Source organism: Streptomyces sp. NPDC101178 (genome assembly GCF_044767965.1).
Classification (GTDB): Bacteria; Actinomycetota; Actinomycetes; order Streptomycetales; family Streptomycetaceae; genus Streptomyces.
Genome location: NZ_JBIWOZ010000005.1, coordinates 133,096 through 153,959 on the forward strand (window position 1 = coordinate 133,096; position 20,864 = coordinate 153,959).

The 20,864-nt window shown below is 72.8% G+C and carries 18 protein-coding genes; 3 read left to right on the forward strand and 15 right to left on the reverse strand.

Features of this window, described 5'->3' with window-relative positions:
• Positions 1-20: 20 nt before the first annotated feature.
• From ACIRR8_RS16325 to ACIRR8_RS16360, 8 genes are all read right to left on the reverse strand, one after another.
• Positions 21-401 (reverse strand): DUF488 domain-containing protein, encoded by a 381-nt coding sequence (locus ACIRR8_RS16325; RefSeq protein ID WP_404064623.1) that lies wholly within the window; start codon positions 399-401, stop codon positions 21-23.
• 68 nt (positions 402-469) lie between these two features.
• The gene (locus tag ACIRR8_RS16330) at positions 470-1,927 is read right to left on the reverse strand and encodes an NAD(P)H-hydrate dehydratase (protein WP_404064626.1); all 1,458 of its coding nucleotides are present in this window, start codon (positions 1,925-1,927) and stop codon (positions 470-472) included.
• 107 nt (positions 1,928-2,034) lie between these two features.
• Positions 2,035-2,403: a holo-ACP synthase gene (locus ACIRR8_RS16335; RefSeq protein WP_404064628.1), complete on the reverse strand. Its 369-nt coding sequence runs from the start codon at positions 2,401-2,403 to the stop codon at positions 2,035-2,037.
• Between the two features lie 45 nt (positions 2,404-2,448).
• Entirely contained in the window at positions 2,449-4,296 is a 1,848-nt protein-coding gene (gene glmS, locus ACIRR8_RS16340) for a glutamine--fructose-6-phosphate transaminase (isomerizing) (protein ID WP_404064631.1), read from the reverse strand.
• A 323-nt stretch (positions 4,297-4,619) separates the two neighbouring features.
• Positions 4,620-6,005, reverse strand: a complete 1,386-nt coding sequence (locus ACIRR8_RS16345) for a M14 family metallopeptidase (RefSeq protein WP_404064633.1) — start codon at positions 6,003-6,005, stop codon at positions 4,620-4,622.
• 122 nt (positions 6,006-6,127) lie between these two features.
• Positions 6,128-7,666 carry a helix-turn-helix domain-containing protein gene (locus ACIRR8_RS16350; protein WP_404064635.1) on the reverse strand — a complete coding sequence of 513 codons (1,539 nt, stop codon included), beginning with the start codon at positions 7,664-7,666 and terminating at the stop codon, positions 6,128-6,130.
• Positions 7,667-7,752: 86 nt separating this feature from the next.
• Positions 7,753-8,559, reverse strand: coding sequence for an SAM-dependent methyltransferase (locus ACIRR8_RS16355; protein ID WP_404064638.1), 807 nt, complete (start codon positions 8,557-8,559; stop codon positions 7,753-7,755).
• Positions 8,534-9,403, reverse strand: a complete 870-nt coding sequence (locus ACIRR8_RS16360) for a helix-turn-helix domain-containing protein (RefSeq protein WP_404064641.1) — start codon at positions 9,401-9,403, stop codon at positions 8,534-8,536. The genes ACIRR8_RS16355 and ACIRR8_RS16360 overlap by 26 nt, the downstream gene beginning before the upstream one ends.
• A gap of 407 nt (positions 9,404-9,810) precedes the next feature.
• On the opposite strand from ACIRR8_RS16360, the gene ACIRR8_RS16365 reads away from it, so the two are divergent.
• Complete coding sequence (locus tag ACIRR8_RS16365) at positions 9,811-10,209, forward strand: hypothetical protein (RefSeq protein WP_404064644.1); 399 nt, start codon at positions 9,811-9,813, stop codon at positions 10,207-10,209.
• Positions 10,210-10,242: 33 nt separating this feature from the next.
• The gene (locus ACIRR8_RS16370) at positions 10,243-11,508 is read left to right on the forward strand and encodes an erythromycin esterase family protein (protein WP_404064646.1); all 1,266 of its coding nucleotides are present in this window, start codon (positions 10,243-10,245) and stop codon (positions 11,506-11,508) included.
• Between the two features lie 18 nt (positions 11,509-11,526).
• On the opposite strand, the gene ACIRR8_RS16375 is transcribed toward ACIRR8_RS16370, so the two are convergent.
• From ACIRR8_RS16375 to ACIRR8_RS16400, 6 genes are all read right to left on the reverse strand, one after another.
• Positions 11,527-12,783, reverse strand: coding sequence for an RNA polymerase sigma factor (locus tag ACIRR8_RS16375; RefSeq protein ID WP_404064649.1), 1,257 nt, complete (start codon positions 12,781-12,783; stop codon positions 11,527-11,529).
• A gap of 5 nt (positions 12,784-12,788) precedes the next feature.
• Positions 12,789-13,139, reverse strand: a complete 351-nt coding sequence (locus tag ACIRR8_RS16380; RefSeq protein WP_030561860.1) for a YciI family protein — start codon at positions 13,137-13,139, stop codon at positions 12,789-12,791.
• A 111-nt stretch (positions 13,140-13,250) separates the two neighbouring features.
• Positions 13,251-13,661 (reverse strand): type II toxin-antitoxin system VapC family toxin, encoded by a 411-nt coding sequence (locus ACIRR8_RS16385; RefSeq protein ID WP_404064652.1) that lies wholly within the window; start codon positions 13,659-13,661, stop codon positions 13,251-13,253.
• Positions 13,658-13,930, reverse strand: a complete 273-nt coding sequence (locus tag ACIRR8_RS16390; RefSeq protein ID WP_404064655.1) for a hypothetical protein — start codon at positions 13,928-13,930, stop codon at positions 13,658-13,660. The genes ACIRR8_RS16385 and ACIRR8_RS16390 overlap by 4 nt, the downstream gene beginning before the upstream one ends.
• 50 nt (positions 13,931-13,980) lie before the next feature.
• Positions 13,981-14,925, reverse strand: a complete 945-nt coding sequence (locus ACIRR8_RS16395; RefSeq protein WP_404064657.1) for a hypothetical protein — start codon at positions 14,923-14,925, stop codon at positions 13,981-13,983.
• 353 nt (positions 14,926-15,278) lie between these two features.
• Positions 15,279-16,826 carry an ABC transporter substrate-binding protein gene (locus ACIRR8_RS16400; protein ID WP_404064660.1) on the reverse strand — a complete coding sequence of 516 codons (1,548 nt, stop codon included), beginning with the start codon at positions 16,824-16,826 and terminating at the stop codon, positions 15,279-15,281.
• 241 nt (positions 16,827-17,067) lie between these two features.
• Here ACIRR8_RS16400 and ACIRR8_RS16405 point away from each other — a divergent pair, with 241 nt between their 5' ends.
• A complete protein-coding gene (locus ACIRR8_RS16405; RefSeq protein WP_404064663.1) occupies positions 17,068-17,388 on the forward strand; it encodes a hypothetical protein in 321 nt (106 codons plus the stop codon).
• On the opposite strand, the gene ACIRR8_RS16410 is transcribed toward ACIRR8_RS16405, so the two are convergent.
• Positions 17,364-20,201, reverse strand: a complete 2,838-nt coding sequence (locus ACIRR8_RS16410; protein WP_404064666.1) for a LuxR C-terminal-related transcriptional regulator — start codon at positions 20,199-20,201, stop codon at positions 17,364-17,366. The genes ACIRR8_RS16405 and ACIRR8_RS16410 overlap by 25 nt on opposite strands.
• Positions 20,202-20,864 lie beyond the last annotated feature (663 nt).

A 20,864-nucleotide genomic window follows, 5' to 3' on the forward strand; every position in this document is an offset into this window, starting at 1 on the left:
GTGCACGCCGGTATCCACACCTATGTACGTTTCATCACATGCCGGAGGTGGTCGACCAGGACCGGCACATGGCTGTCGGCGACATCCTTCACGGCCGTGATCAGCGTGACCGGCCCGCCTTCGCGCACGATCCCCACCAGCCGGTCGACGGCCTCGGTGTGGGCCGGGTCGTCCAGTTCGGCGCGGTAGCGGTCGACGAAGGTGTCGTGCCGGGCGCCGGAGCGGTCCTGGTGGTACCAGGACCGCAGCTCGTCAGACGGGGTGATGTCCTTCAGCCACACGTCGATCGCGGCGCGCTCCTTGGAGACGCCGCGCGGCCAGAGCCGGTCGACGAGCACGCGGGTGGAGTCGCCGTCCTCGGGCGGGTCGTAGACCCTGCGTACGCGTACGGGGTCGTCCATGGCCTGAACCGCCCTTTCGCCGGGGCCCGGAGGCATTGAGGCCTGGGGGCTTCCACCCTCTCCCCCGCTCACCCCGCCCGCACGTCGCGCCAGGCCGCCGGGATGGAGTCCGCGACGTCCTGCGCGGAGACCGGGGCGCCGTCGGAGCGGTGCCGGGCGGCGAGTCCGTGCAGGTAGGCGCCGACGGACGCGGCGTCACGCGGGGCCAGTCCGGCCGCGAGCAGCGATCCGGTCAGCCCGGAGAGCACATCGCCGCTGCCGGCCGTGGCGAGCCAGGCGGTCCCGGTCGGGTTGACCCGTACGGGCGTGTCGCGGGCCTCCGCGACCAGGGTCGTGGACCCCTTGAGGAGCACGGTGGCGCGGTAGCGGGCGGCCAGCTCGCGTACGGCGGCGAGCCGCCCGGCCTCCACCTCCTCGCGCGCCACGCCGAGCAGCGCCGCGGCCTCCCCGGCGTGCGGGGTCAGGACGGTGGCGGCGGTCCGGGTCCGTACGGTCTCGGGCTCCAGCAGCCGCAGCCCGTCCGCGTCGACCAGTACGGGGACGTCCGCGCCGAGCACGTCGGCGACGGCCTCCTCCGCCCACCGGCCGTCCCCGAGCCCCGGCCCGATCACCCAGGCCTGGACGCGTCCGGCCTTCGACGGCGGCCCGGCGTGCACCAGCGTCTCCGGGAAGCGGGCGATCACCGCGTCCGCGCCGGGCCCGACGTACCGCACGGCCCCGGCTCCGCCGCGCAGCGCGCCCGCGACCGCCAGGACGGCCGCGCCCGGATAGCGCTCGGACCCGGCGACGACGCCGACCACGCCCCGGCTGTACTTGTCGCTCTCGCCGCCCGGCACCGGCAGCAGCGCCGCCACGTCCGCGTACTGGAGCGCCTCCAGGTCCGGCGGCTCCGGCAGCTCCGGTCCGAGCCCGATGTCCACCAGCCGCAGGGCGCCCGCGTGTTCGGCGGCCGGGTCGATGAGGTGGCCCGGCTTGTACGTGCCGAAAGTGACGGTCGCGTCGGCGCGGACGGCCTCCCCGTGCACCTCACCGCTGTCGGCCTCGACGCCGCTCGGCAGGTCGACGGCGACGACCGGCGTACGGCCGTGCTCCCGGGTCACCGCCCGCAGCAGGGCCGAGGCGCTCTCGCGGAGGCCGCCGCGCCCGCCGATGCCGGTGATGCCGTCCACGACGAGGTCGAGCGGGCCGCCGATGTCGTCCGGCTTGTCGAGGACCTGGCCTCCGGCGGCCAGGAAGGCGGCGAGACCGCCGGCGTGCGCCCGGTCGGGCGAGACGAGGAGGGCACGCACTCCGGCGCCCCGCCGGGCGAGGCGCGCCCCCGCGTACAGGGCGTCGCCGCCGTTGTCGCCGCTGCCGACCAGGAGCAGGACCCGGGACCCGTACACCCGGCCGCCGCGCCGCAGCAGATCGCCGCAGGCGACGGCGAGCCCGGCGGCGGCGCGCTGCATCAGGGCGCCTTCGGGCACCCGCTTCATGAGGGCGGCCTCGGCGGCCCGTACGGTCTCCACGCTGTAGGCACGTCGCATGGCACCAACCCTCGGCGATCACGGGGCCGAACGCCACCCCCACGGCCGGAGGCGGTCACCCCCTCCGTGATCACGACGGCCGGAGCCGCCCCGCGGACCCGGGCCGGTCACCCCTCCGCGATCACCACGGCCGAAGCCACCCCCGCGTCATGGCTGAGCGAGACGTGCCAGCCGCGCACGCCCAGTTCGGCCGCGCGGGCGGCGACCGTGCCGGTCACCCGCAGCCGGGGCTGCCCGCTCTCCTCGACCCAGACCTCCGCGTCGCTCCAGAGCAGCCCGCCCGGTGCGCCGAGCGCCTTCGCGAGGGCCTCCTTCGCGGCGAACCGGGCGGCGAGCGAGGCGACGCCGCGCCGCTCGCCGCTGGGCAGGGTCAGCTCGCTCGCCGAGAAGAGCCGGTCGGCCAACTGGGGCGTACGCTCCAGCGCGGCGCCGAACCGCTCGATCTCGGCCACGTCGATCCCGACTCCGATGATCACGAACCCACCCTCGCCATCCCCATCACGCGGGGCGCGCGCCCCGGCTCACTCCACGGTCACGGACTTCGCCAGATTGCGCGGCTGGTCCACCTCGTTGCCACGGGCCGTCGCCAGCTCGCAGGCGAAGACCTGGAGCGGCACGGTGGCGACCAGCGGCTGGAGAAGCGTAGGCGTTACGGGGACGGTGATGAGGTGGTCGGCGTACGGGACGACGGCCTCGTCGCCCTCCTCGGCGATGACGATGGTGCGCGCGCCCCGGGCCCGGATCTCCTGGATGTTGGAGACGATCTTGTCGTGGAGGACGGAACGGCCGCGCGGCGAGGGCACGATGACGACGACCGGCAGGCCTTCCTCGATGAGCGCGATGGGCCCGTGCTTGAGCTCGCCGGCCGCGAACCCCTCGGCGTGCATGTAGGCGAGCTCCTTGAGCTTGAGCGCGCCTTCGAGGGCGACGGGGTAGCCGACGTGGCGTCCGAGGAAGAGGACGGTGTCGTGGTGGGCGAGGGAGCGGGCCAGCGCGCGGACGGGCTCCATGGTCGTGAGGACGCTCTCGACCTCGGCGGAGATCGCGGAGAGCTGGCGCACCACCGTACGGATCTCGTCGCCCCACTTCGTGCCGCGCAGCTGGCCGAGGTACAGGGCGACGAGGTAGCAGGCGACGAGCTGGGTGAGGAAGGCCTTGGTGGAGGCGACGGCGACCTCGGGCCCGGCGTGGGTGTAGAGGACGGCGTCGGATTCGCGCGGGATCGTCGAGCCGTTGGTGTTGCAGATGGCGAGGACCTTGGCGCCCTGTTCGCGGGCGTGGCGCAGCGCCATCAGGGTGTCCATGGTCTCGCCGGACTGGGAGATGGCGATGACGAGGGTGCGCTGGTCGAGGATCGGGTCGCGGTAGCGGAACTCGCTGGCCAGCTCGGTCTCGCAGGGCAGCCGGGTCCAGTGCTCGATGGCGTACTTGGCGATCATCCCGGCGTGGAAGGCGGTCCCGCAGGCGACGATGACGACCTTGTCGACCTCGCGGAGTTCGGCGTCGGGGATACGGACCTCGTCGAGGCTCAGTGAGCCCTCGCCGTCGATCCGGCCGAGGAGGGTGTCGGCGACGGCCTGGGGCTGGTCGGCGATCTCCTTGAGCATGAACGAGGCGTAACCGCCCTTCTCGGCGGCGGAGGCGTCCCAGTCGACGTGGTACTCGCGCACCTCCGCCAGGTCCCCGTCGAACCCGGTGACGGTGACGCCCTCGCGGCTCAGCTCGACGACCTGGTCCTGGCCCAGCTCGATCGCGGAGCGGGTGTGGGCGATGAAGGCGGCGACGTCGGAGGCGAGGAACCACTCGTCGTCCCCCACGCCCACGACGAGCGGCGAGTTGCGCCGGGCACCGACGACGACGTCCGGCTGGTCCGCGTGGACGGCGACGAGGGTGAACGCCCCCTCCAGCCGCCGGCACACCTGCCGCATCGCCTCCGCGAGGTCCCCGCCCGCCGAGAACGCCTCGGCCAGCAGATGCGCGACGACCTCGGTGTCCGTCTCCGACCCGAGCGCGTGCCCGCGCCCGGTCAGCTCGCGCCGCAGGGCCGCGAAGTTCTCGATGATCCCGTTGTGGACGACGGCGACCCGGCCCGCGTTGTCCAGGTGCGGATGGGCGTTCACATCGTTGGGCGCCCCGTGCGTGGCCCACCGCGTATGCCCGATCCCGGTCCGCCCGGCCGGCAGCGGCCGGTCCCCCAGCTCCTTCTCCAGATTGACGAGCCTGCCCGCCTTCTTCGCGGCGGCGAGCCCGCCGTCCGCGAGTACGGCGACACCCGCCGAGTCGTAGCCCCGGTATTCGAGGCGCTTGAGTCCCGCGACGACGACGTCCTGCGCCGACTGCCCACCGACATATCCCACGATTCCGCACATAGCGGCAGCCTAAGGCCGGAAGCGGCTCGGGGGAGGAAAGCGGACGACACACAATTCCCCGCGGATGAACCACCTGCGACGGGGAGGCGGCCGGACACGTCGGAGCGGCGGACGGACCACGCCGAGCGACAGGAGCAGCCGGCTCGGGCCGAGCGTCACTTCGAGCGTGCGCGCGGTCGGGGCGCGGTCACAGATGCCGAGCGGGTCACCGGGCGGGTCACCGGGCGGAGAAGGACGCCCGGTGACCCGCTCTCCGGCCGGTGGGGCACCGGCACCCACGCACCGGAGGTGGGTGCCGACGTGCCGTCACCGGGCGTGTATCACTAGCAGTACTGCGCCGCCTTGCCGATCGACCGGTACATGCAGTCCGCGTTCTCGATCAGTTGCAGCACCGCGTCCCGGTTGCGGGAGGTCTCGCGTTCGATGACCTCGTCCGGCGGGTAGAAGCCGCCGCCCGAAGCCGAGCGCGGGTACATCTCGAAGGTGTAGCCGAAGATCCGCTGCGAGCCCCACAGCCAGTCGTCGATCGAGCCGTCCGTGATGTACAGGTCGCTGGACTGCTCGGCGGTGTAGCCGTTGCTCGCCGCCATCTTCTGGCCCACCGCCGCGAACGCGTTGCGGTCGTCGGCCGTCATGCCGGGGGCCGTGTCGTTGTACGTGTAGCCGAACGGCCACAGCACCAGCTCGCTGTACGTGTGGAAGTCGATGGCCGCCGTGATCTGCTGCTTCCCGCCGACCACCCGGCTGCGTACGAAGTCCGCCACGACCTTCGTCTCCGGCGCGGACTCGGCGGCCCGGCCCCGGTAGGTGTCCGAGGACGGGCTGGAGGAGGAGCCGCCGCAGCAGCCCCACTTGAAGGCCCAGTTGCGGTTGAGGTCGGTGCCGATCGCGGTGGAGCCGGAGTTGGGCTGCCGGTTCTTGCGCCAGCTGCGGTACGCGCCGGTGGCGATGTCGTACTCGCCGCCGTCCGGGTTCATGTCCGGGATGATCCACAGCTCGCGGCCGTTGACCGCCTGGGTGATCCGGGAGTCGCTCCCGTACCCCGCCGCGAACTCACGGAGCAGGTAGAGCGACATCTCGACCGTCAGGTGCTCGCGGGCGTGCTGGTGGGCGGTGAAGAGGACCTCGGGCTCGGCCTCGTCGGTGGCCACGTTGTCGCTGATCTTGATCGCGACGATGTCCCGGCCCTGGTAGGTCTTGCCGATGACGCGCTTGCTCATGATCGAGGGGTTGGCGGCGACGCGGGCGTCGATCGCCGCCGTCATCTCGGCGTAGTTGTGGTACCGGGAGTCGGCCGGCGGGAAGTCGAGCGCGCCGACGCCCTCCTCGCCGTGGGCGTGGGCGTCGGGCGCGGGCAGCGCCGCCAGGACGTGGCCCTTGGCGCGGAGCTTCCTGACCTGGTCGGCCTTGGCGCTGATCACGATGCCGTGGTCGTGCACCTCGTCGATCGTGACGCCGGTACGGAGGATCTCGGTGCGGGCGGCAGGGGTGGTGCGCCCGGTGATCTCGTACTGGACCGGCCGCTCGTCCGCCGCGACGACCGTGTTCCGGGCGGCGGGCTCGGCGGTGGCGACGGCGGTCGCCGGAGCGGCGAGACCGAGGGCGAGGAGGACGGCGAGGGTGGCGTTCCGCCGGGCCTTCGTCCTGGCCGTGCCGGGCTTCGTTCTGGCTTTCGCCGGGCGGGATTTCCGTGTGTTGGCGAGTCGCATGCTGGCAGTCTCCTGAGTCCGTCGGGATGGGGGGTGGAGCTGTGCGACGGGCACAGGATGGAGCCATGTCATGAGCGGGTCAAGAACTGGGTTTCGGCCACTTCCGCACGGCCCCGGTGTGCTCAGAGGCGGCGGTAGGTGCGGCCGCCCCGCCGGGGCAGCGCCCTCGGGTCGTCCCCGTCCGTCGCGGTGGCCTCCAGGGCGAGGTGCAGTTCGGCTCGCACGGTGGCGTCGGTGAGGTTCTGCCCGAGGCGCTCGGCGCACCGGGTGAGCCAGATCGTCAGGGTGGTGCGGTGGACGTGCAGCTCGGTCGCGGCGGGAGCGGTTCTGGCGTGGTGGCGCAGCCAGCAGGCGAGTGCGATCCGCAGATGGGGTTCGAGCCCGCCGACCAGGCCGACGGCCCAGGTGCGGGCCGCGCCGGTGTCCAGGATCCCGGCGGGCAGCGTCTCCAGCCGGGCCCGGCCGTCCTCCTCACCGGCCTTCTGGAGGCCCTCCTCGCCGCCCCTGTAGGCGTCCTCCCCACCGTCCTCCTGGTCGTCGCACTCTGCCCGACGGTCGCCGTCCTCCTGGTCGTCCCCCCGCGTGGGAGCGCGGAGCGCGAGCAGCAGATGGGCCTGCACCGTGATGTCGTCGAGGTCCGCGCCGAGCAGGACGGCGAGGCCGCGGAGCCGGGTGCGGACGGTGCCCGGCGAGAGGCCGAGCGCGGCGGCGGCACGCGGGGCGCTGCCGGTGCGGAGCCGGACCAGGAGCAGGTGCCGGTGTTCCGGGGTCAGCGGGCCCAGCACGGATCGCGCCCAGGCGGTGTACGGGCCCGGGGGGAGCAGGCGGGCGAGCTGCGGGGTGCCGACGGCATCGGCGGGGACGATGCGGTGGGCGGGGGTGGCGCTGTGCCGGGCCGACCCGGCGTCGGCGTGGGCGGTGGGCATCTCGGCCAGGGGCAGGGGTCCGGCCAGGCCCGCGAGGAGCCCGTGGCGTTCGCTCACCCGGGACACCAGGCGCAGGATCCGCCCGTCGTCGCTGCCGGGGTGGAGCTCGGCGACCAGGAGTTCGCCGTCCACCTCACCGATCAGGGCGCAGGATCCGCCGTGCCCGGCCAGGGACGGGCGGGCGGCCCGCCAGAGGACCTGGTGGGCGGTGGGGACGTCGGGGCCGATGAGCCGGTAGAGCGTGACGTGGGTGAGCCCGCCGGCGCCCACGGTGTTCGTGACGGAGGTGGTGTGGCCGGCCAGGAGCAGCCGCAGCAGGGTGGCGTGCAGCCGCATCTGCTCGGCGCGCAGCTCGGCGGCGCGCTGCCCCCGCACCTCCAGGAGGGCAGCCGTGGTGGTGGCGACGAGCCCGACGTGCTCGGCGTGCACGGTCGGTGCCGGACGCAGGACGAGGACGGCACCGGCCGCCGGGCGCTGCACATGGTGCGGGTGGTCCTGCGGATGGGCCGCGGCCTGGACACCGTCGGCCGCCGCGCCGGCAGGCGTGCTGCAGACGGCACCGGCGATCGGGTCGGCCAGCACCGCCGATCCCTGGACGAGGACGGCGGCCTCGCTGACCAGCTGCGCACCGGACCGTGTCGCGGCCCGCAGCAGCCGGTCCGCCACCGCTTCCCGCGCCGTGCGGACAGCCCTCTGCCCGGCGGCGTCGGGTCCGGTCGTGTACGTGGTGCTCATACCGCGCCCCCTCGGCGGACGGAGCGCGCCGCGCACCCGCGGTCCGGGTGCGCGGCGCGGCGATGACGGGAGATGACGGGAACGGGTCAGGGAATGCGGGCGACGGCTCCCCAGCCGGCCCGGGCGGTCGTGGTGCCGGTGTTCGCGTCGGGCCGCCAGTTCGGCCAGGACACCATCCCCGGCTCCACCATCTCCAGTCCGTCGAAGAAGGCGATGGTGGTCTCCGGCTCGCGGAAGATGTACGGGATCGCCCCGCTGCTGTTGTACTCGTCCTGGACCGCCCGGTGGGCCTCGTCCGAAGCGGTGGAGTGGGACAGGGAGAGGTAACTGCCCGAGGGCAGGCGCTCCACCAGCCGCCGCACCAGGGACAGCGCGTCGTCCCAGTCCACGATGTGCCCCAGCACGTCGGAGATCACGAGGGCGACGGGCTCGCTCAGGTCCAGGGTCTTCGCCGCGCCCTCCAGGACGGCCTCCGTGTCCCGCATGTCCGCCTCCACGTAGGCGGTCGCGCCCTCGGCGCTGCTGGTCAGCAGCGCGTGGACGTGCAGCAGCACGAGCGGGTCGTGGTCGACGTAGACGATCTTCGCGTCCGGGGCTATCCGCTGCGCGACCTCGTGCGTGTTGTTCGCCGTCGGCAGGCCCGCGCCGACGTCCAGGAACTGCCTGATCCCGGCGTCCCGGGCGAGGTAGGTCACCGTACGGCGCAGGAAGTCGCGCGACTCCTTCGCGAACGTCTCGATCAGCGGGTACTTCTCCCGGTAGGCGTCGCCCGCCGCCCGGTCCGCCGGAAAGTTGTCCTTCCCGCCGAGCCAGTAGTTCCACACGCGCGCGGAGTGCGCGACGCTCGTGTCGATCTGCGCGGGCAGTTCAGCCCCGTTCCCGGTCGTACTCATCCTGAAGAACCTTCCTCGTCCGATCCGGACGCATCGCCATCACGCACGAAACGTCCAGCATCGCCTGATATTCCTGTACCGACGGATTGCTGTCCCACACCTCCGCCGTTCCCCGCAGCCCGCCCTCACGCACCACATGATCCGCGATTTCCCGGATCTCCACGCGGTACAGGCTCAAGGCCGGAACTCCGGTCAACGGATGGGGCGGTGAGTCCTCCGAGTGCAGCTGCACCATCACGTCCGGCCGGTCCGCGGCCTCCTGGAGCGCGGCGAGCTGCTCACGCATCACCTCACCGCCGCCGACCCGGCAGCGCAGCGCGGAGAGCGGCAGGAGCGCCCACACCCGCGCCTGCTGCTCCCGCAGCCGCCGCTGACGCATCGCCAGCAGGTCCGCGCGCCGCCGCCGGGTCGCGGCGTCCAGGTCCGGCCGCATCGCCGCGTCCACGGCCATGGCGTACGCCGGGGTCCGCAGCAGCAGCGGCACGAGCGCCGGGTCCCAGGTGCGTACGAAGCTCGTGGCGGACTCCACGCTCATCAGGTCCATGAGCCAGGGGTCCATCGCATCGCGCCACGGATGCCACCAGCCGGGCATGTTGGCCGCGTTGAGCCGGCCCATGATGTCGTCGGTCTCGGCCGCACCCGCCCCGTACCGGTCGAGCAGGGCGGACACCTGCCCCACGTCCAGCGAGGTCTGCGCCTGCTCCAGCCTCCGCAGCGTCGAGGGGTGCCAGCCGAGCAGCTTGGCGGCCTGGGGTACGGACAGGCCGGCGCCTTCCCGCAGGTGCCGCAGCCGCGCCACCAGGACCAGGTGCTGAGCCGTCCGGCCCGACCGTTCACGCGCCACGGCTCCTCCTCCTGCTCCAGCTCGGCATCCGACTCCGACTCCTCCTCCGACTCCGACTTCTGCTCCTGCTCTGCTGCTCCTGTTCTCCTGCTCTCCCGCTCCCCGCTCACGCTCGGGATGCGGCTCCGGCCCCTGCTCCGGCATCCGACACTTCGCGCAACCTGCGCACAGTGCACACAGCGCACCTTGCGACGATCGCGCGCCGCTCCCATCGTGAGTATGTCCGACTCCAACGACCGCAGCACGGCGGAGCGTTCCCGTCCCACCATCATCGCCCGCCCATGGAACGTCAGTTGAGCGGCGGGTGACCTGACCTGCCGGTACGCGACGAGCGGGGCACCGACACCCCTCCCGCGCACCGGACCTGACGGTCCCTTACGCCCGCACCGCACCCTGGAGCCCGCCCCATGACCCACCCGCACCTGATCCACCCGGACCCCCGCCCAGCCCCGGCCCCCGCCCTCGCCCCACCGAGGCAGCTCCCCCGGCGCCCCCTGGACCTCCGCGTCCGCACCCGGCGCATCCAGGTCGAGGAGCTCATCGTCGACGACCCCGGCAAGGTTCTCGACCACGCCCGGCAGGCCGCCCTCACCGCCCCCGACACCGCCGCCGTCCTCGGCCACAGCCCCACCACCCCCCTCACCCTCCCGGCGGCGGCGGCCCTGCTCTCCGCCCTCCACGAACCCGGGGAACTCGCCGAGATGGGCCTGCGCCTCACCGTCCGCACGACCCACGTCACCGCCTCCGACCAGCAGACCGAGCCCGTCTCCCTGGAGCTGTCGTACGCCCCCGCCCCGGAGGCTTGACCTCAAGCCGACTTGAGGTCGGAGGGTGACCTCATGACGATCTCACCGGAAGACCGCACGGCGGTTCAGAACTGGATCAGGAGCACGGCGTACCCCCTCACCACCGCCGACCCCTGGGCGTCCCTGGAAGACCTGAGGCTGCTCCTGGACCTGCTCGGCGAGCGGACGGCCGTGGTCGGTTGCGGGGCCGGCACCCGTGGAGCGCATGAACTCTTCGCCCTCCAGATGCGCGTCGCCAGGCTTCTGGTCGGTGAGGCCGGATTCCGCGCCGTCGCCTTCGACCAGGACTGGACGCTCGGTGTCCGGCTCGACACCTACGTACGCACCGGGGCGGGAGATCCCGTGGCGCTGCTGGAGTCCGCGGAGCCCTTCTGCCGCACCCGCGAAGTGCTGGCCCTCGTTCGGTGGATGCGCGCCTTCAACGAGGACCACCCGCACGACCCCGTCCGCTTCGCCGGGGTCAGCCCCCACGAGACGGGGCCGTCGGCATACGACACGGTGGCCGGCTATGTGCGCCGGGCCGCACCCGCGCTGCTGGACGAGCTGGAGTCCTGTTACGCCGCCCTCCGGCCGGAGGGCGAGGTGGCCGCGCATACGCGCCGGTTCCGCGCCCTGCCGGACAGGCGGTCCTGGCGCGACCGGGCGCGGGCGGCCCACGCCCTGGTGGCGGGGGTACCGGCCTCCGACGGCCACGCCTGGGCGCTCCACAACGCCCGGGTGATCGTCCAGTACCACGAGCTCCACGACCACGACGACGATCCGCTGGACCCGCACAACATGGCCGCCTACGAGCGGTTCTTCGCCGAGAACGTCCTGTGGTGGCACCAGCACACCGGCCATCAGGTGCTGTTCTGGACCTCCAGCTCCCATTCCGCCAAGGCACCCGGCCGGATCATCAGCTTCCCGCCCGACCCGGGCGGCGCCTCGCGCAACGCCGGCAGCCACCTCCAGGACCGGCTCGGGGACCGCTACCTGTCGATCGGGCTCACCTTCGGCCGCGGCGAACTGGCCACGTACACCGGCACCCCGCCCCACCGGGTGCCCGGACCCGTACCACCGCTGGTGGAAGCGGTCCTGGAGGACGACGCGGCGGGTGACTACCTGCTGAACCTCCGTACGGACGCTCCGGCGCCCGTCACCGACTGGCTCGCCGGGACCGCCGTGTCCCGGGCCATCGGACCACGCCACGACCCGGACGACGACACCGCTCACCACATGACGGGCGGTTCCCTGGCCGAGTGGTTCGACGTCCTCGTGCACCGGCGGCGGGTGACACCGGCACGTCCTCTCCGCAGCTGAAGCAGCCTGGCGGGAGGATCACCCCTCCCCCACCTTCCGCCGCAGCGCCGCCCTCTCCGGCTCGGTGCCCGCCAGCTCCAGCGCCTCCCGATAGGCCACGGCGGCCTCCCCGTCCCGCCCCAACCGGCTCAGCAGATCGCCGCGCGCCACCGCGTACGGCCCGTACGCCCGCAGCCGGGGCTCACCGCCCAGCCCGTCCAGCAGCGCCAGCCCCTCCGCCGGCCCGTCCCGCATCGCCACCGCGACCGCGCGGTTCACCTCGACCACGGGGGACGGGGTCAGGGTGAGGAGCACGTCGTACAGGGCCACGATCTGCGCCCAGTCCGTCGACCCCACGTCCGCCGCCTCGTCGTGCAGCGCGGCGATGGCGGCCTGCACGCCGTACGGCCCGGCCGGTCCGCCGGTCAGCGCCCGCACCACCAGGGCCCGGCCCTCGTCGATCATGGGCCGGTCCCAGAGCCTGCGGTCCTGGTCCTCCAGGAGCACCGGCTCGCCCTCCGGACCGGTCCGCGCCGCGCGCCGGGCGTGGACGAGGAGCAGCAGCGCGAGAAGCCCGGCGCTCTCCCGCTCACCGGGGAGCAGGCGGTGCAGTATCCGGGCCAGCCGGAGCGCCTCCTCGGCCAGGTCCAGCCGCTGGAGACGGGGGCCGGAGCTGGCCGCGTACCCCTCGGTGAAGACCGAGTAGACGACCTGGAGCACCCCGGGCAGCCGCTCGGGCAGTTCGTCGGGGCCGGGCACCCGGAACGGGATCCGGGCCTCGCGGATCTTCTTCTTGGCCCGCACGATCCGCTGCGCCATGGTCGCCGTCGGTACGAGGAAGGCCCGCGCCACCTCGGGGGTGGTGAGCCCGGCGAGACAGCGCAGGGTGAGGGCGGTACGGTCCTCGGCGGCGAGGGCGGGATGGGCACAGGTGAAGAACAACTGCAGTCGCTCGTCCGGCAGTTCATCAGTCCCGGCCGGTGCTGCGACGGCCTCGCCCCGTTCCGCGTCCGCCTGGAGTACGGCGAGCCGTGCCGCGTACGCCTGGTCCCGCCGCAACCGGTCCACCGCCTTGCGCCGCGCGGTCGTCAGCAGCCAGGCCCCGGGCCGGGCGGGAACGCCCTCGGCCGGCCAGTGGCGCAGGGCCGCCTCGATCGCCTCGGACGTCACCTCCTCGGCCAGATCGAGATCCCCGAACCGTCGTACGAGGGAGGCGAGCAGCAGCCCCCGCTCCTCCCGGAACACGGCCTCGACGGCGACCTGCGCATCCCCGGGGTCCGCTCCCTCGCCCGCCACCGCCGTCAGCCCCCGAAGTCCGCGACCGGCCGGACGACGACCGAGCCGCCGTCGCGCGCCCCGGGGCAGCGGGCCGCCCAGTCGAGGGCCGCGTCGAGGTCCGGCACGTCGATCACGAGGAACCCGCCCAGCAGCTCCCGCGTCTCCGCGAACGGCCCGTCCGTCACGGTCCGCTCCCCGGCCGGCGAGACCCGCACGGTGGTCGCGGTCACCAGATCGGCCAGCGACTCGCCGGAGACGAGGATCCCGGCGTCGCGTACGTCCTTGTCGTAGGCCATCCAGTCCTCGACGGTGCACTGCGGCGCCCCGCCCTGCTCGTCGACGGCCCCGCTGTGGATCAGCAGCATGTACTTCATGGTCCGGCTCCTGTCGCCTCGGTGTTCCGAGCCCCTCGGGGCTGCCTTACACCATGACGACGAACGGCCCGGGCCCCGATCGACACGCCGCCCGAAGTTTTCTTCCGGACCTCAGGGAAGGAGCGTCAGCGCGGGCACATGCCTGGGCTTGACCACCGTGAAGTGACGACGGTCGAGGGTCGCGACCCGCTCCACGCCGTAACGCTCAGCCACCGCGATCACTGACGCGTCGACCGCTCCGAGAGGGAAGTCCGCGTACTGCAGAACCAGCTCGCTCATGCGCGCCAGATCGGCGGCCGTGAGGTGCACCAGTTCAAAGGTGCCGCGTCGGACCTCCTCCAGAAACGCGGCCTCCACCTTGGGCCAGCGTTCCAGGAGCCAGCAGACCTCGGTGAGGACGGGGCTGGGGAGCAGTCGGCGGCCGGTGAGGGTGGCCAGGAACCTGCCGCATTCGACGTGGCGCCGGTCCCCAGCGTTGAGTGCCGCAGCCAGCGGGCCGGTGTCGAGGACCGTGGTGATCACTCGGTGTTCCCGAAGCGCCGCTCCATGCGCTCGCGAAGGTAGTCGTCGTGCCGCTCCGCAAGGTCCGCCGGTCCCTGGATGCTGCCGATCAGAGCGATCAGCCCCTCCGGCACCGGCTCGTCCTCGGACGGCTGCTCGGGTGGGACGGCTCCGGCTACCTGCGCCAGCTCCTCGTCCTGCGTCACCAGCAGCCGCAACCGCCGCACCTGGCGGGGCGAGAGCCGGTCCACCAGGTGGTGCATGTCTTCGTAGTCGCGCGCAGCAGTCACTCCAGCAGTGTAGAACCGCGCAACCCCGCGCGAACAGGACAGCGCCGCCTTCACGCGCTCAGGCGAAACGGCTCGGTACCGTCCGCGCGGGCCTCACCGCATCCCCGGCACACCCCCGCCACCGGTGACCGGAACGCCCGGTCGCAGTCCTCGCAGTTCTGCAGGGGCACGACCGGCGCCGCGACGGGCAGCGGCGGCGGGATGAGCGTGATCAGGCGGTGGCGCAGCAGCTTCGCCGGGTGCCGGAGCGGTACGGGCGGGTCGTCGGTGAGCGCCTCCCGTACGGCATCGGGCCGCATCCCCCGCTCCAGCCAGGCCGCGCCCCCGGGAACGAGCCGCCGCACGTCCTCCTCGGAGAGGACGAAGACGGGCGCGGTCCGCCGCAGCCCGGCCAGCAGGTCGGCCGCCGCCGCGTACAGCGCCTCGGTGGGACGGCACGGACCGGGCAGCGGCGGGCGCGGCGGCTTGGCCGCGGTGGGCGGCGGGAGAAGCCGGGGCTCGGGTTCGGCCTCAGGCTCCGGTTCGGGCTCGGCCTCAGGCTCTCGTACGGGTTCGGCCTCGGGCTCTCGTACGGGCTCCGGTTCGGCCTCCGGCTCCGCTACGGGAACGGGTTCACGGTCCCGTGCGGGCGTCGCTTCCGCCCACCGGGCCGCCGCCTCCGGGTGGTTGTACGACTCCGTGCGCGTGGCCACCCGGCCGCCTTCCACCCGCTCCCGGGTGCGGCGCAGGAATCCGTGGCGCTCCAGCTCGCGCAGCCCGGCCGCGATGGCCGTCTCGCCCTCCGGGAAGGTCGCGGCGAGCGCCTTGATGCCGATGCGCCTTCCGGCGGGCAGCGACTGGATGTGGGTGCCGAGGCCGATGGCCAGCAGGGACAGGTCCTGGTGCTGGGAGAGCCGGTTGGAGATGATCGAGTAGCCGTCGGTGAGGCGGATGTTGATGTGCACGACGCCGGAGGACGGGGCGCGCGAGGGCGCGCTAATCTGCTGGGTATCCATCAGGAAGGGACTTCTTCCTCGGTGGTCAGGCCTTCGGTCGGGATGCCAGTCCCGGCCGGGGCCGTCTCATGTCTGTGGTGGTGGTCAGCGTGAGCATATGCCCGCCAACAGGGCCAAAATCCATCCCGGTTGGCACAGTTCACCCGTGTGAGTGACGGCGCCCTCGCGCGCCCCGAGGGTGACCGACGGCCGGTCACGGGTTGGGTTATTTATCCAGTAATGAAAAGCAAGTAATTAAAAGCACGTACTTAAAAGCTTTTACGTCGTGGCCGACCACGTCGCGGCCCACCGCATCGCGGTCCACCGGGTCGCGGCAGTCACGATCCGGTGGAACCACCGACCGTCCTCGTCCCTCAGAGCCGGCGAAGCTCCCACAGACGCCAGACGGCGTCCTCGGCGAGGCGGTGCCCGCCCAGGACGGCTGAGCGCGTCACCACGTGGCGTTGCCGGTGCCAGACCGGGATCAGCGGGGCGTCCTCCGCGATGGCGTCCTGGATGGCGCGGAACGGCTTCATCGCTCGGTCGCGGTCGGCGAACCGCTGCGTTTCCCTGATGACGTGGTCGACCTCGGCCGATGCGTAACCGTTGTCGAGAACGTTCCCGGTCCCCACCAACGGCTGGACGAACGTGTCCGCGTCCGGGAAGTCAGGCACCCATTGGAAGAGATGGATGTCGAAATCGCCTTTGCGGCTGCGCTTCTGGTACGTGGTGAAGTCGCGTTCCTCGATCAGCTCGACCCGGAAAAGGCCGCCTTTCTCGAACTGGCGCTTGAGTTCGCGCGCCTCGATGGCGGCGGTACCGCCCTGGTGGCCCAGCCTGACGCGCACCGGTGGGGTGATACCGGCGGATCGCAGAAGCTGCCTCGCATACGCCGGGTCCGCCTCCGGGTAGCGGTCGAAGAACGCCGTGCTGTGTCCGGCAACGCCTTGCGGGACCAGTGAATACAGCGGCGTCACCGTGTGCTTGAAGACCTCGCCCGCCAGATGTCCGCGGTCGATGAGGGCGGCGACGGCTCGGCGGGCCGCGACGTTCCGCAAGGGCCTGCGCGAGGAGTTCATGTTCAGGACGAGATAGTGCGCCTCGGCGCTGTTTCCGACGGAGAGGCGTACGTCGGTGTCGCCGGGATCGATTCCCGCGAGGGTGGCGGACGGGAGCCCCGCGTAGGCGATGTCGACCGTTCTGGCGTTCCACGCCGCTTCGACGTCCTGCGGGGTCTCGAAGTAGCGGACCGCGACCGCGACGCCCTTCGTGGTCACGGCTCCCTTGTACGCGGGGTTCGGTTCGAGGGTGAGGGATTCCTGCTCCTTGTAGGACGACAGGAGGTAGGGGCCCGAGCCCGAGGCGCTCTTCTCCTCCCGCAGCCGGTCCGCCGGGAACTCCGCCGGGTCGACGATGGAACCCGCTCCCGTGGCGATCTTCGACGGCCAGGTGGCGTCGGCGGTCGTGAGGTGGAACGTCACGAGAGACCCCCGGGCCTCCACGGAGTCCAGGTTGGCGAACAAGGGCGCCGGTCCCAGCGGGTCACGGATACGGAGGATGCGGTCGAACGAACGCTTCACCGCGCTTGCCGTGAGCGGATTCCCGTTCGAGAACGTGAGGTCGCCGCGTATTGCGCATCGATACGTGGTGAGCGCGGATCCGACGAAGGCGCACGACTCGGCCGCGTCGGGTTTCGGTACGGGCGAACCCGGCTCGAAGGTGAGGAGGCCCTGATAGATGTTGTTGTACACCGCCCAGGACCCGTTGTCGTACACACCGGCCGGGTCGAGGCTCGTCAGATGGCTCGACGTACCGATGACGATCGGTTCCTCTTTCGCCGCCTCGGTCTGCGGCAGCTGACAGCCATTGGCGAAGAGAAGAGCGAGAGACCCGGCTGCTATTCCGGGACGGATGAGTTTCATGAACGCGCTCGTGCTTCCTTGGTCCATGGGCAGGGCAATGGGGGTGCCGTGCCACGGTGGCTGGAACGTAAGGGCAGCGCGTGGGGGTTGCCATCCGTAGGCCGGAATCACGGATACGGCACCACGGATCACCGCGCGGGATACGTACGAGATACGTATAGGTGATCGGCCCGCCCCGGATATTCAGGGCCGGAGGCATTTCCTACGTTGGTCATGACCGCGATCCCGAGGAGATGGCGCCATGACCAAGGTCTACTTCCAGGTCAATGTCCCCACCCGGAACGCCGTACAGCCAGAGCGGTGCGGCCTGCACGTCTTCACCGGGGCCGCCGAGACCGAGGCGGAAGCCCTCCGCATCGCGCGCGAGACCTGTGACGCTGCGGCCGTCGCCCGCGCGGCGGGCTTCGCGGTCCCGCGCCGACGGCCGGACGGCTGGGGAGCGCGCGGAGTGCGTTCGGGCTGGGTGTTCGACTGGGCGGGCGCCACCGTGGCCGTGTGGGAGCACGACAGGACGTTCTGGACCTTCCGGGACCGGGATCAGGGAGTCGGTCCCAGGCGGTGAGCGAGGTCGCGGCGGGAGAGCGCGCCGGACTTCCGCATCGCGCCGGCGATGTGCTGCTCCACGGTGCGCGGGGAGAGGTGCAGGGTCGCGGCGATCTCCCGGTTGGTCAGGCCGGAGACGGCCAGCTGCGCCACCTCCTCCTCGCGCGGCGACAGCTGGTCGGCATGGGAAGGACGGCCGGGGGGCCGCCCCTTCCTGGCCGGCTGGCGCGTCCGCAGCAGGGCCCTGGCCCGTGCGGCATCCCAGACGGCCCCCAGATCGGTGAAGCGCTGGGCACAGCCCTCCAGCTCCGCGAGCGCCGCGAGGGTCGCGGCGGTGTCATGGGGGGCTGAGGCGGGGCAAGGGGTCCCCTTCCCCTTGGCGTCCGGGGCCGGGCCGGAGCTCCCGTCACCGGCAGGGGCCGGGTCCGAAGCCGCCGCCGGCCCCCGGACCGCCCCCGAAGTCCCCTCCGTATCCGCCGCGAGCACACAACGCGCCGCGCCCTCCGTCGTCAGTGCCTGCGCGTACGGCCGCGGCAGCTCCCCGTACGCGCCCGCGGCCTCCTCGTACAGCTCGGCGGCCTCCAGCAGGCCGCTCCGGCGCTCCTCGGCCAACGCCTCCGTCTCGGCGAGGACGGCCCGGCTCCAGGTCAGCGCGGCTCCGGCGGCGGGTGCGTCGCGGCGGCCGAGGCCCTGGGAGAAGTTGCGGACCATGGTGTGCGCCGCGGGCCCGTCGCCCGCGCGTGCCACGGCCTCCACGGCCCACGGCGCGAGTTCCGCCGCCCACGGCCAGACTCCTTTGCCGGCCACCACCTTCCAGGCCGCCCGCGCCTGTTCCGCCGCGGCGGCCACCTCCTGCCGGGCCAGGGCCAGCCGGATCACGGCTCCGGCCGCCGCCGCGCCCAAGGGCACCGGCAGCTTCTCCGTGCCGAACGTCCCTTGCTGGGACAGCCAGGACCGCGCCTCGCCCCAGTCACCCTGCGCGAGCGCGAGCAACCCGCGTACGACATAGGCGTCGGAGGCGATGAACGGCATGTCGGCGGTGGCGGCGACGAAGTCCTCGCACCGCTTGTCCAGGCCCAGCCACCGGCCGGTCCACCACTCCTGGAGCAGCCGCGTCCCGAGCGCGCTGTGCTCGGTGTACGGCGCTCCGCTCCGCGCGGACAGGTCACGGCCCTCGGCCAGCAGGTCGGCGCCGCGCTCGTAGAAACCGAGCCAGACCGCCGAGTCCGCGCCGTTGCACAGACCGCGCGCCGCCTGCCGGGCGCAGGCCGGGTCGGTGCTCTTCACGGGCAGCTTCTCCACCAGCTCCCACGCGTCGGGGTCGGCGCAACTCATGGCGAGCCCCACGTGGTTGGCGAGCACCGCCGTACGCATCGGCTCGTCCCCGCTGTCGTCCGCGGCGACCTCCGCCTTGATCAGCCACTCCCGGTGGACATCCACGGAGACGCCCGGCCAGTACGGCGTGACCAGGGCCGCCATGGCACGCGCGGCCAGGACGGACCGGACCTCGCGCAGTTCGCCGGCGGCGACCTCCAGGACCCGCCAACCCTCGTCGGACCGGCCCATCTGGTTGCACAGCATCAGCCCCAGGTCGAGCCGGAGCTCTCCCCGTACGGCCGGCGGGAGCGCCGCGTCCTGCACGATCTGCGCCAGCACCTCCACCGTCTGGTCCGAGCGCAGTCCGGTCACCGCGGTGCGGGCCAGCAGCGGCGCCAGCCGGGCGCGGGCCTGCGGAGGCAGGCCGGGCAGGGCCAGCGTCCGCTCCAGGAGCCCGATCGCCTGCTCGTGCCGGCCGGAGGCCTCCGCCGCCTCGGCCGCCCGCTCCACCGCTCTGAGCCACCGGTGGCTCTCACCGGCCGCCCGGTGGTGCTCGGCCACGGCGGCCCAGGCCACCGGCTGTCTGCGGCTGAGTACGTTCGCCGTCCGCCGGTGCAGATCCTGGCGTACGGGACCGGGCACGGTGGCCCGTACCGCTGAGGCGGCCAGCGGGACCGCAAAGCCGTAGCGGCCCTCGGCCGCCTCCGCCAGGACCGCGCTCTCCAGGGCCCGCAGCAGTGCGGCGCCTCCGGTCGCGGCTCCGAGGCCCGACACCGCGATCAGCTCGTCACGGCCGGCGGGCCCGTCGAGGACGGCGGCCGCCCAGACCACCGGCCGGTGCTCGGGCGACACGGCGTGCGTGCGGCTCAGGACCAGCTCCGCGAGCCGGGTCGGCACACCGGCCGCGTCGATCTCGGCGGCCGTGCCGGTGAAGGCCGGCCACTGCGCGCGGACCAGGGCCAGCAGGTCGACGACGACCCGGGGCACTCCGCCGGTGCGCTCGTGGAGCCGGGCCACGGCCTCGTCCGTACAGCTGCCCTCGCCCAGCGCCTCCACGGCGGCCCGGCGGACGCGCTCCTCGTCCCAGGGCGCCAGCCGGTTCCTGAGGACCGTCAGGCCGTTCGGATACGTCACCGGCGGGCCGCCCAGCGGGAGACCGGGCACCGGGAGTTCCTCGGGGCGGTAGGTCACGGCGGCCGCCGAGCCCGGCGCCAGCTCCTCCAGCAACCGGCGCAGCCGTCGCAGCCCGTCCCCGTCCGCCCGGTGGACGTCGTCCACCAGCCACAGAGTCGCCTCCCGCAGGTGCCCGTCCTCCTCCGGCGGCCCGTCCTCGGCTCCGCACCGCCACCACCGGCGGGCCAGGTCCGGCGGGCCCGGCAGGTCGGCCAGCTCCTGGAGCAGGTGGCTCTTCCCCTCGCCGGCGGCGCCTTCGACGAACATCAGCACCGGCTCGGCGTTCCGGGTGGGCAGCGCCCGTACGAAGGACCGCAAGGCCGAACCACAGGTCGTGATCACGTTGCCGCCCTCACCACGAGATGTCTTTCCTGCCTCCTGGAGAAACAAGTAGATCACTTGTTCCCGATGAACAACAGTGGACCGAACACGTTCGGTGAGCGGCCGTCACTCCCGCCTTCGGGCGGTATCCCGGCAGGCGAACGCACGGGTGCGCGGATGAATGGACGGGTGCGCGGAAGAGCTTTCGGCGCTGCGGCGCGCAGCGGAGCACGCTCGGCCGACTGCTGGAAACACAGGGCGCAATGCCTTCGGCCGGGACTGCCGAAAGCGGCGCGCACAGCTCGTTCCGCACACCCGTGCCCGGACCGGCCGCACCGCGCCCACGCAGGTGTCGCGCATCCCGCTCGCACGTTCCGCACGTCCGGTCGGCCGCGGTCCGAACGTACGCCCTCTGCGCCCACGCCAACATCCGGAAGTGCCGGTCCACGGATACGTAATCAACTCTCACCGCTCACCGCCGGTAAGGAAGTTGTCACGGCGCTCACCGCCAGGCGGACGCTTCTCGGATTCACCCCTCACCTCTGCGCCCGGGCGGACGGGACCGGCCCGGACCGGAAAACGGATCGGAAAACGGGGCGGTGAACGGCCGGTGAATTAAACAGGGATCCGTATACGCGGCACCCGGATGGTCATCGGGATGGCGCGTTCATAGGTTTCCCCCCA

Bases quoted from the DNA above. Each gene is read 5' to 3' on its own strand.
- ACIRR8_RS16355 (WP_404064638.1), bottom strand. From the start codon at position 8,559: ATGAGTACGACCGGGAACGGGGCTGAACTGCCCGCGCAGATCGACACG.
- ACIRR8_RS16400 (WP_404064660.1), bottom strand. From the start codon at position 16,826: ATGAAACTCATCCGTCCCGGAATAGCAGCCGGGTCTCTCGCTCTTCTC.
- ACIRR8_RS16395 (WP_404064657.1), bottom strand. From the start codon at position 14,925: ATGGATACCCAGCAGATTAGCGCGCCCTCGCGCGCCCCGTCCTCCGGC.
- ACIRR8_RS16365 (WP_404064644.1), top strand. From the start codon at position 9,811: ATGACCCACCCGCACCTGATCCACCCGGACCCCCGCCCAGCCCCGGCC.
- ACIRR8_RS16345 (WP_404064633.1), bottom strand. From the start codon at position 6,005: ATGCGACTCGCCAACACACGGAAATCCCGCCCGGCGAAAGCCAGAACG.
- ACIRR8_RS16325 (WP_404064623.1), bottom strand. From the start codon at position 401: ATGGACGACCCCGTACGCGTACGCAGGGTCTACGACCCGCCCGAGGAC.
- ACIRR8_RS16350 (WP_404064635.1), bottom strand. From the start codon at position 7,666: ATGAGCACCACGTACACGACCGGACCCGACGCCGCCGGGCAGAGGGCT.
- ACIRR8_RS16405 (WP_404064663.1), top strand. From the start codon at position 17,068: ATGACCAAGGTCTACTTCCAGGTCAATGTCCCCACCCGGAACGCCGTA.
- ACIRR8_RS16330 (WP_404064626.1), bottom strand. From the start codon at position 1,927: ATGCGACGTGCCTACAGCGTGGAGACCGTACGGGCCGCCGAGGCCGCC.
- glmS (WP_404064631.1), bottom strand. From the start codon at position 4,296: ATGTGCGGAATCGTGGGATATGTCGGTGGGCAGTCGGCGCAGGACGTC.
- ACIRR8_RS16370 (WP_404064646.1), top strand. From the start codon at position 10,243: ATGACGATCTCACCGGAAGACCGCACGGCGGTTCAGAACTGGATCAGG.
- ACIRR8_RS16380 (WP_030561860.1), bottom strand. From the start codon at position 13,139: ATGAAGTACATGCTGCTGATCCACAGCGGGGCCGTCGACGAGCAGGGC.